Genomic DNA, 8365 nt, shown 5'->3' with positions numbered 1-8365 from the left:
GCGAGCTCGCCCACCTGCGCGCCTTCGCCGTGCGCCAGCGCGCGCTGGCGCACGGCGAGCCTCTGCCGCCGCACGTGGCGCGAACCGAGGGCGTGCTGCAAGGCGAAGACTGGTCGCTGGTCGCGACATTCACCGACCTGCGCCCGCACGGCCTGCTGCGTGCGCGCTACGACGACACGCGGCCGGCGGATTACCTCGGCGCCTGGATCGCGCACCTCGCGCTGTGTGCCGACCCGCCCGCTGGTGTGGCTTGCGAGACGCATGGCTTGTCGCGCGACGGCGAGTTCCGTTTCCATGCCGTGCCTGCCGCGCAGGCCCGCGAGGCCTTGCTGGCGCTGCTCGCGCTGTACCGCCAGGGTGTGTCGCAGCCGCTGCATTTCTTCCCGAAGTCGGCCTGGGCCTACATGCGCAACGGCGAGGACCCGGCCAAGGCCATGGGCAAATGGACGGGCGGCAATCACCCCGAGTTCGGCGAAGCCCGCGATCCGGCCTATCGTCTCGCCCTGCGCGGCGAGGCCGGCCTGCCCGACGAGCGCTTCTTCGCGCTTGCGCGGGACGTGTTGCGCCCCCTGCTCGATCACCTCGACGACCCGCGCCTGCACTGATCGGAACACGATGCCGCTCACCCTTGCCGCCCCCGTCCACAGCGAACTGATCATCAAGAAGAGCCGTTTCATCGGCTGCGTGCAGCCGATGACCGACCGTGCCGGCGCGCAGAAGGTGGTGGCGGAACTGTGGGCCCAGCATCCGGGCGCGCGCCACGTGTGCTGGGCGCTGCTCGCCGGCGGCCAGTCGGCGGCGGTGGATGACGGCGAACCCAGCGGCACGGCGGGCCGGCCGATGCTCGACGTGTTGCGGCATCAGGACCTGGAAGGCGTGCTCGCCACCGTGGTGCGCTACTTCGGCGGCGTCAAGCTGGGGGCGGGGGGGCTGGTGCGAGCCTATACCGACGCGGTGGCGCAGGCGCTACTGACGGCCACCAAGGTGCCGATCGTGCGCCTGCGCGCGCTCGGCTGCGTCGTGCCGTATGCGATGGAAGGCCTGCTGCGGCGCGAACTGGACGCCGCCGGCGCCAGCCTGCTACACGTGGCGCATGGCGATGCGGTGACGCTGCACTTCAGCCTGGCGGAGGATGCGGCCGCCGCGCTGGTCGCGCGCCTCGACGAGGCCGGCCAGGGGCGGCTGGTGTGGCTCGACGACGCCGAGGCGGCGCCGCCGGCCTGAGGGGGGGCTTACTCTTCGAGCAGGCTGCGCAGCATCCAGGCGGTCTTCTCGTGGACGTCGATGCGCTGCGTCAGCACGTCGGCGGTGGGCTGGTCATTGGCCTCATCGACGAGGTCGAACAGCTTGCGCGCGGTACGGGCCGTGGCTTCCTGCGCAGCGACCAGGTGGCGGACCATGTCGGTCGCCTTGGGCACGCCCTCGACTTCCTTGATCGACGCCAGCTTGACGAATTCCTTGTAGGTGCCCGGGGCCGGGAAGCCCAGCGCGCGGATGCGCTCGGCGATGATGTCGAGCGCGTTCCACTGCTCGGTGTACTGGTCCATGAACATGGTGTGCAGGCTGTTGAACTGCGGCCCGGTCACGTTCCAGTGGAAGTTGTGCGTCATCAGGTACAGCGTGTAGCTGTCCGCCAGCAGCGCCGACAGGCCGGCGGCGATCTGCTTGCGCTGGTCCTCGGGGATGCCGATGTCGATGGCGATGGACTTGGTCTTCTTGGTTGCCATGGTGCGTTCTCCTGTGTTCGGGCGCTGATGCGCCGGGCGGAATCGAGCGTGTCGCGTCGCACCCCGTGTCCGGCAAGGCGGATGCCGTCATGCCGGCGGTGCGCTGGGGATGCCTGAAGCCAGAGGATAACCCCGAAAGCGGCGCTGCTGCTTGATCTGCCGCAGACCGGGCAGACGCATGCGCGTCATAGCGCATCCAGCCGTTCCAGATACCGCGCCGCCTGGGCGAGCGTCGCCGCGCGTTCGGCGGGCGCCATCTTCGCCCATGCCTTGTAGGGCATTGCCATGCGCGGGTTGCGCGCGAAGCGGGCCTCGTGGCGCAGCAGGAAGTCCCAGTACAGGCTGTTGAGCGGGCAGGCGGGCTTGCCGCCGTCGGCGCCATGGCGGCGCCTGGGGTCGTAGGCGCAGGCCTTGCAGTAGTCGGACTGCTTGCTGATGTAGCTCGCTGCGCCTGCGTAGGGCTTGCTGGCGATCACGCCGCCGTCGGCGAACTGGCTCATGCCGCGGGTGTTGGGCATCTCCACCCACTCGAAGGCGTCGATGTAGATGCCGAGGTACCAGGCATCGACCGCCTCCGGGTCGCAGCCGGCGAGCAGCGCGAAGTTGCCGGTGACCATCAGGCGCTGGATGTGGTGAGCGTAGGCGGTGTCGAGCGACTGCGCGATCGCGTGGCGCAGGCAGGCCATCCGGGTGTCGCCGCTCCAGTACCAGGCCGGCAGCGGGCGCCGGGCGTCGAGCGCGTTGACGGTCGCATAGCCCGGCATGCGTGCCCAGTACACGCCGCGCACGAACTCGCGCCAGCCCAGGATCTGGCGCACGAAGCCTTCGCAGCTCGCCAGTTCGACCTTGCCCGCCTGCCACGCGGCGACGGCGGCATCGATGACCTCGCGCGGGTGCAGCAGCTTGAGGTTGAGCGCGAACGACAGCCCTGAATGGAACAGCGTCGTCGAGCGCGTGCTCATCGCGTCCTGATAGCGGCCGAAGTGGGGCAGGGCATGCTCGATGAAATGCGCCAGCCCCGCGCGCGCCTCGCGCCGGCTGGTCGGCCAGCGCAGGGCGTCTGCATGCGGTGCGCCGAGCGTGCGTACGCCGGCGGCGACGATCTCGTCCCACAGCGCGGAGCGATCGTGCCCGCGCCACGGCCAGTCCGGCGCGGGCGGGTCGCCCGGCCACTTCTCGCGGTTCTGCGCATCGAAGTTCCACGCCGCGCCCACCGGGCCGCCGTCCGCATCGAGCAGGATGCGATGGCGGCGGCGCATGTCGCGGTAGAAGAACTCCATGCGCGGCACCTTGGTGGCGAAGCGCTGGGCGAGCTCGGCACGGTCGGCGAGGAAGTGTTCGCTGCCGACCACCTCCAGCGGCAGGCCGAGCGCCTGCGCGGCTTCGTCCAGCAGGCGCTCCACCCGCCACTCGTCGGCCTCCATGCGCTCGAAGCGGGTCGCGCCGCACTCGGCCGCCACCTGCGCCAGGTTGGCGGCGAAGGACTGGCGGTTGTCGGCGTCGCCGATCCGCAGGTAGCGCACGCGGTGTCCGGCGGCCTGCAGTGCGGTGGCGAAGGCGCGCATCGCGGCGAAGATCGCCAGCACCTTCTGGGCGTGGTGGCGCACGTAGTCGGTCTCGCTGCGCACCTCCATCATCACGTGGAGTACATCGGCGCGCGGGGTGCGGAACCAGCGGTGCGCGGCGTTGAGCTGGTCGCCGAGGACGAGGCGTAGGGTGGTCATGACGCAGGCGCGGGAAGAAGTCCGCGTCTGATGTCGGGCGCCGCGATTGGTTCGCGCGTGCGTGGCGATCTGGCCCTGGCGGGCCGGTGCCGCGGAGTGTTGCGGGATTATTGCAAGTGTGACGTGCTTCATGGGCGAAGTGGCCCGGCTGGCGCAGACTGCGCGCGCGAACAAACCCACCCCCTGGAATCAATGCGCTGCGCGCAAGGCCGGAAACACCGATGACCGACGAGAACCGCCGTCTACGGGCGACCTGCGACATCGACGCGCGCAAGCGTCACGAGCAACAGGTGGTGGGCCTGAGGGACGAACTCGCGACCATCCTCCATGCGCTACCCGATCCGGTGTTCGAGCTGGACATGGATGGGCGCTGCCTGTCGTACTACGCCCGCAGCGAGGACCTGCTCACGACTTCGCCATCGATCTTCCTCGGCAAGACGGTGCGCGAGGTGCTGGCGCTGGACGAGGCCGAGAGCGTGCTGCAGGCGCTGCACGAGGCGCGGGACACCGGCCGCTCGGTTGGCCGCCAGTTCAAGATCGAGGGCGAACACGGACCGCAATGGTTCGAGATGTCGGTCGCGCCGAAGCCGTCGATTGCCGACGAGACGCCTCGCTTCATTGTGCTGTCGCGCAAGATCACCGCGCGCAAGCAGGCGGAGCAGGTGCTCCGCGAGCGCGAGTCGCTGTTGCGCGCGGTGGTGGACAACATCCCCGCGGAGTTCTGGGCGCGTGACCTGGAAGGTCGCTGCATCATGGAAAACGCGGCAACCGTGGCGCACTGGGGCAGCCTGCTGGGCAGCCGGATCGACGACGCCAGGGTGAGCCCCGAGGCGCATGCCGACTGGCTCGCCAGCAACCAGCGGGCCTATGCCGGCGAGACGGTGCGCAAGGAGTTCGCGAGCGACATCGATGGCGAGCGCCGGGTGTTCCAGTGCATCGTCGCCCCCATCCGCGTCGGGGGCGAGATCGTGGGTATCTGCGGCTTCAACCAGGACATCACCGAGCGCAAGCGTCACGAGGAGCAGATCCACCAGCTCGCGTTCTTCGATCCGCTGACGCGGCTGCCCAACCGGCGGCTGATGCTCGACCGGCTCGAGCATGCGCTGATCGGCAGCGCCCGCCGCCATCAGGAAGGCGCGCTGCTGCTGATCGATCTCGACCACTTCAAGGATCTCAACGACACCCACGGCCACGAGGCCGGCGACGAACTGCTGATGAAGGTGGCGGCGCGGCTGCGGCTCTGTATCCGCCAGGGCGACACCGCGGCGCGCCTCGGTGGCGACGAGTTCGTCGTCGTCCTCGAGGACATCGATGGCGTGGTCGAAGGGCTGGTACAGGCCAATGCCATTGCCGGCAAGATCCGCGACGAACTCAATCGCCCTTTCCATCTGATGCGCGGTGGCGGCGGCGAGGCGATCACGTACCACTGCTCGGCCAGCATCGGCATCACCCTGTTCGGCAGCCAGGACATCAGCGCCAGCGAGCTGCTGCGCCGTGCCGACACCGCGATGTACCAGGCCAAGGCCGCCGGGCGCAACGCGCTGTGCTTCTTCGATCCGGCCATGCAGGCAGCCGCCACCGAACGTGCGGCACTGCACGCGGATCTCCACCGCGCGCTGCGCGACAGCCAGTTCGAGCTGCACTATCAGGTACAGGTGGACGAAACGCGTCGTCCCATCGGTGCGGAAGCCCTGCTGCGCTGGCGCCATCCGGCGCGCGGGCTGATTTTCCCCGGGAGCTTCATTGGCCTGGCCGAGGAGACGGGACTGATCGTGCCGATCGGCACCTGGGTGCTGCGCACCGCCTGCCTTCAGCTCGCGGCCTGGGCCGCGCGGCCGGAAACGGCGCACCTGCGTCTGGCGGTCAATGTCAGCGCGCGCCAGTTCCGCCAGGCCGGCTTCACCGACCAGCTGCGCGAGCTGATCGTGCTGACCGGGGCGCCGGCCAGCCGACTCGAACTGGAGCTGACGGAGAGCACGCTGATCGAGGACGCCGAGGCGGTCGTCGAGCGCATGGAGGAGCTGCGCGCGCTCGGCATCCGCTTCTCGCTGGACGATTTCGGTACCGGCTACTCATCGCTGGCCTACCTCAAGCGCCTGCCGCTGTCGCAGCTCAAGGTCGACCAGTCCTTCGTGCGTGACGTGATGAGCGACGCCAACGATGCCACCATCGTCGAGACGATCCTCGGCCTGGGAGGCAGCCTGGGCCTGAGCGTGATCGCCGAAGGTGTGGAGAGCGAGGACCAGTTCGCCTTCCTGGCGGCGCGGGGCTGCCGCGAGCACCAGGGCTACCTGTTCGGCCGGCCCATGGGGCTGCGCGACTTCGAGGCGCTGCTGGCCGTGCATCACGCGTGACGGCGCTGGCCAGGCCTACTGCAGGCTGAACTCGAAGGTGCTGACCACGCGCAGGCGCTTGCCGATGGTGCGCGAGCTGTCCATGTCGCTGCCGTCGTCGTCGAGGATGCGGATCGCGCCCTGGTTGGCGCTCTTCACCGGGCCGAGCGTGGCGCCGGCGTCGGCGGCGAACTTGCGCGCCTGCTCGCGTGCGCTCAGGGTGGCTTCCTCCAGCAGCTGTGGCTTGATGTCGTTGAAGCCGCGCAACTGGTAGCGCGGCCAGCCGCCCTCGCCGTCGCCGCCGAGCTGCACGCCGGCCTTGATCAGCGGGTCGATGCGGTTCGACGCCGCGGCCACCGCATCGACGCGGGCGGACTTCACCGTCACCTGGCCCTGGCCGTTGAAGCGCAGCGCCACGCGGTCCGGGCCGTACTCGCGCGCCAGCAGGTCCTGCACCTGCAGCGGCCGCACCTCGATCTCGTCGTCGGTGAAGCCCTGGCCATGCAGGAAGTTCACCACCTGGTCACGGTCCGCCGCCAGCGCCTGCTGCACGGCGGAAAACTCGTCCGCCGCACGGCGAAAGCTCAGCGTCCACACCGCGAAGTCGCTCTTCACGTCGCGCTCGGCCAGCCCCTTCACCACGATGCTGCGGTCCGCCATGCGGAAGCGCTCGATGCCCTCGCCGACCTTCAGTCCCGCAAACGCCACCCCGCCGGCCAGCAGCAGGGCCGGGATCAATCCGATTCTCGCTTCCGCCACGATCCACCTCCATTCGGCATGTCGATTCAAAACGCCATCATAGCCAGTCGCCCGCGTGCCGGCGGCATCGGGGTATCGCGCACCCGTTCGGGATCGCCGGCCGACCGTGCTATGGTGCGCCTGCCGCCGCGCGTCGGCCCGATCCGCCTCTGCTTCCCGCCATGTCCGCCGCTCCCGAACTCGACGTCTTCCATTGCCCGCTCGACGGCATCCGCCTGGTCGAGGCCTCGGCCGGCACCGGCAAGACCTGGAACATCTGCGGCCTCTACCTGCGCCTGCTGCTCGAACGCGAGCTGCCGGTCGAGGCGCTGCTGGTCGTCACCTTCACCAAGGCGGCGACCGCCGAGTTGTCCGGACGCATCCGCGAGCGCATCGCCGAGACCCTGCGCGTGCTCGAAGGCGCGGCGCCGGGCGCGGACCCCTTCGTGCCGCAGCTGATCGAGACCGTGCAGGCGCGCGGCATCGACGCCGAGCGCATGACGCACCGCCTGCGCCATGCGCTGCAGACCTTCGACGAGGCGGCGATCTTCACCATCCACGGCTTCTGCCAGCGCGCACTGGCCGACACGCCCTTCGCCGCCGGCCTGCCCTACGAACTCGAACTGGTCGAGGACGACAGCGCGCTGCGGCTGGAAGTGGTGCAGGACTTCTGGCGGCGCGAGGTGGCCGGCGGCGCGCTGTCGCCCTTGCTGGCGGAAGCGCTGCTGCAGGCAAAGGACAGCCCCGAGACCTGGGCCGGCATCCTTTCGCGGCACATGGCCCGGCCCTGTGCGCGTGCCCTGTGGGACGAGAGCACGGGCCAGGGTGGCGACGAGGGCGCGGACGGCAGCGCCGGACTGGCGCAGGCCGAGGCGAACCTGACCCGGGCCTATGCGGCCGCCCGCGGGCTGGCCGGGGCGTTGCAGGCGGCGAACGGCTGCGTCAACGATGCCCTCGGTGGGCTCAACGCCAGCAGCTACAAGCCCGAGTCGGTGGCGAAGGCAGCGCGCCAGTGGGCCGACTGGCTGGCCGCCGCCAACCCGCTCCATCCCCTGCCGGGCGGCACCGACAACAAGCTCGCGCTGTTCACCACCGCAATGCTGGAGAAGCGCAGCACCGCGGCCGGGCGCAAGGGCGGCATCGCGCCGCCGCGCCACGACTTCTTCGATTTCGCCGAGGCCTTGCTGGCGGCGCGGGGCGAGGTCGAGGGCCTGCTGTCCGCCGCGCGCCTGCGCCTGCTGCGCCGCTGCCTCGAGGACTGCAGCGACGAGCTGCGCCGGCGCAAGGCCGAACGGCGCCAGATCTCCTTCGACGACATCCTCTGGAACGCGCACCAGGCGCTGCATTCGGGGGCCCAGCCCTGGCTCGCGGCCGCCCTGCACGCGCGCTACCCGGTGGCGCTGATCGACGAGTTCCAGGACACCGACCCGCTGCAGTTCGGCATCTTCGACCGCATCTACCGCGCCGAAGGGCGCCACGGCAGCCTGTTCCTGGTCGGCGACCCCAAGCAGGCGATCTACAGCTTCCGCAGCGCCGACCTGTTCACCTACTTCGCGGCGCGCGACCGCACCGACGCGCGCTACACGCTGCGCCACAACCAGCGTTCATCGCCGGCGCTGATCGAAGCCTGCAACCGTCTGTTCGGCGCCAACCCGGCGGTGTTCATGATGGACCGGCTGGACTACGTGCGCGTGGGCGCCGGCAGCCGCCCGCGCAAGCCGCTGGTCGATGAGACGGCGGACGATGCGGTGCCGCCGCTGCAGCTGTGGCGCATCCCGCGCGACGAGACGCTGGCCGAGGACGACGAGGGCGGCGGCGCCCGCCTGCCGCGCGCGGCGGCCCT

Annotated in this window: 6 protein-coding genes and 1 pseudogene; 4 read left to right on the top strand and 3 right to left on the bottom strand. The window is 70.3% G+C overall.

The window, feature by feature from the left end; translation table 11 throughout:
- Positions 1–605 (top strand): annotated as a pseudogene (locus C664_RS19735) (exodeoxyribonuclease V subunit gamma); the annotation flags it as partial.
- 10 nt (positions 606–615) lie between these two features.
- Positions 616–1224: an IMPACT family protein gene (locus C664_RS19730; protein WP_004293426.1), complete on the top strand. Its 609-nt coding sequence runs from the start codon at positions 616–618 to the stop codon at positions 1222–1224.
- An 8-nt stretch (positions 1225–1232) separates the two neighbouring features.
- On the opposite strand, the gene C664_RS19725 is transcribed toward C664_RS19730, so the two are convergent.
- Together C664_RS19725 and C664_RS19720 are read right to left on the bottom strand one after the other, a co-directional pair.
- Positions 1233–1727: a Dps family protein gene (locus tag C664_RS19725; RefSeq protein WP_004293425.1), complete on the bottom strand. Its 495-nt coding sequence runs from the start codon at positions 1725–1727 to the stop codon at positions 1233–1235.
- Between the two features lie 185 nt (positions 1728–1912).
- Positions 1913–3451: a cryptochrome/photolyase family protein gene (locus tag C664_RS19720; protein WP_004293424.1), complete on the bottom strand. Its 1539-nt coding sequence runs from the start codon at positions 3449–3451 to the stop codon at positions 1913–1915.
- A gap of 221 nt (positions 3452–3672) precedes the next feature.
- On the opposite strand from C664_RS19720, the gene C664_RS19715 reads away from it, so the two are divergent.
- Entirely contained in the window at positions 3673–5805 is a 2133-nt protein-coding gene (locus C664_RS19715) for a putative bifunctional diguanylate cyclase/phosphodiesterase (protein WP_004293423.1), read from the top strand.
- Between the two features lie 15 nt (positions 5806–5820).
- Here the strand turns inward: C664_RS19715 and C664_RS19710 are convergent, their stop codons facing one another.
- Entirely contained in the window at positions 5821–6543 is a 723-nt protein-coding gene (locus tag C664_RS19710) for an SIMPL domain-containing protein (protein WP_038012601.1), read from the bottom strand.
- A 161-nt stretch (positions 6544–6704) separates the two neighbouring features.
- Between C664_RS19710 and C664_RS19705 the strand changes: the two genes are divergently transcribed.
- On the top strand, positions 6705–8365 hold a 1661-nt coding region (locus tag C664_RS19705), incomplete at its 3' end, for a UvrD-helicase domain-containing protein (protein WP_004293420.1).

Source organism: Thauera sp. 63, assembly GCF_000310165.2.
In the GTDB taxonomy this organism is placed as follows: Bacteria; Pseudomonadota; Gammaproteobacteria; order Burkholderiales; family Rhodocyclaceae; genus Thauera; species Thauera humireducens.
The sequence above is the reverse complement of the archived record's forward strand: the minus strand, read 5'-3'. Positions and strand labels throughout refer to the sequence as shown.

Bases quoted from the DNA above. Each gene is read 5' to 3' on its own strand.
- C664_RS19730 (WP_004293426.1), top strand. From the start codon at position 616: ATGCCGCTCACCCTTGCCGCCCCCGTCCACAGCGAACTGATCATCAAG.
- C664_RS19725 (WP_004293425.1), bottom strand. From the start codon at position 1,727: ATGGCAACCAAGAAGACCAAGTCCATCGCCATCGACATCGGCATCCCC.
- C664_RS19720 (WP_004293424.1), bottom strand. From the start codon at position 3,451: ATGACCACCCTACGCCTCGTCCTCGGCGACCAGCTCAACGCCGCGCAC.
- C664_RS19715 (WP_004293423.1), top strand. From the start codon at position 3,673: ATGACCGACGAGAACCGCCGTCTACGGGCGACCTGCGACATCGACGCG.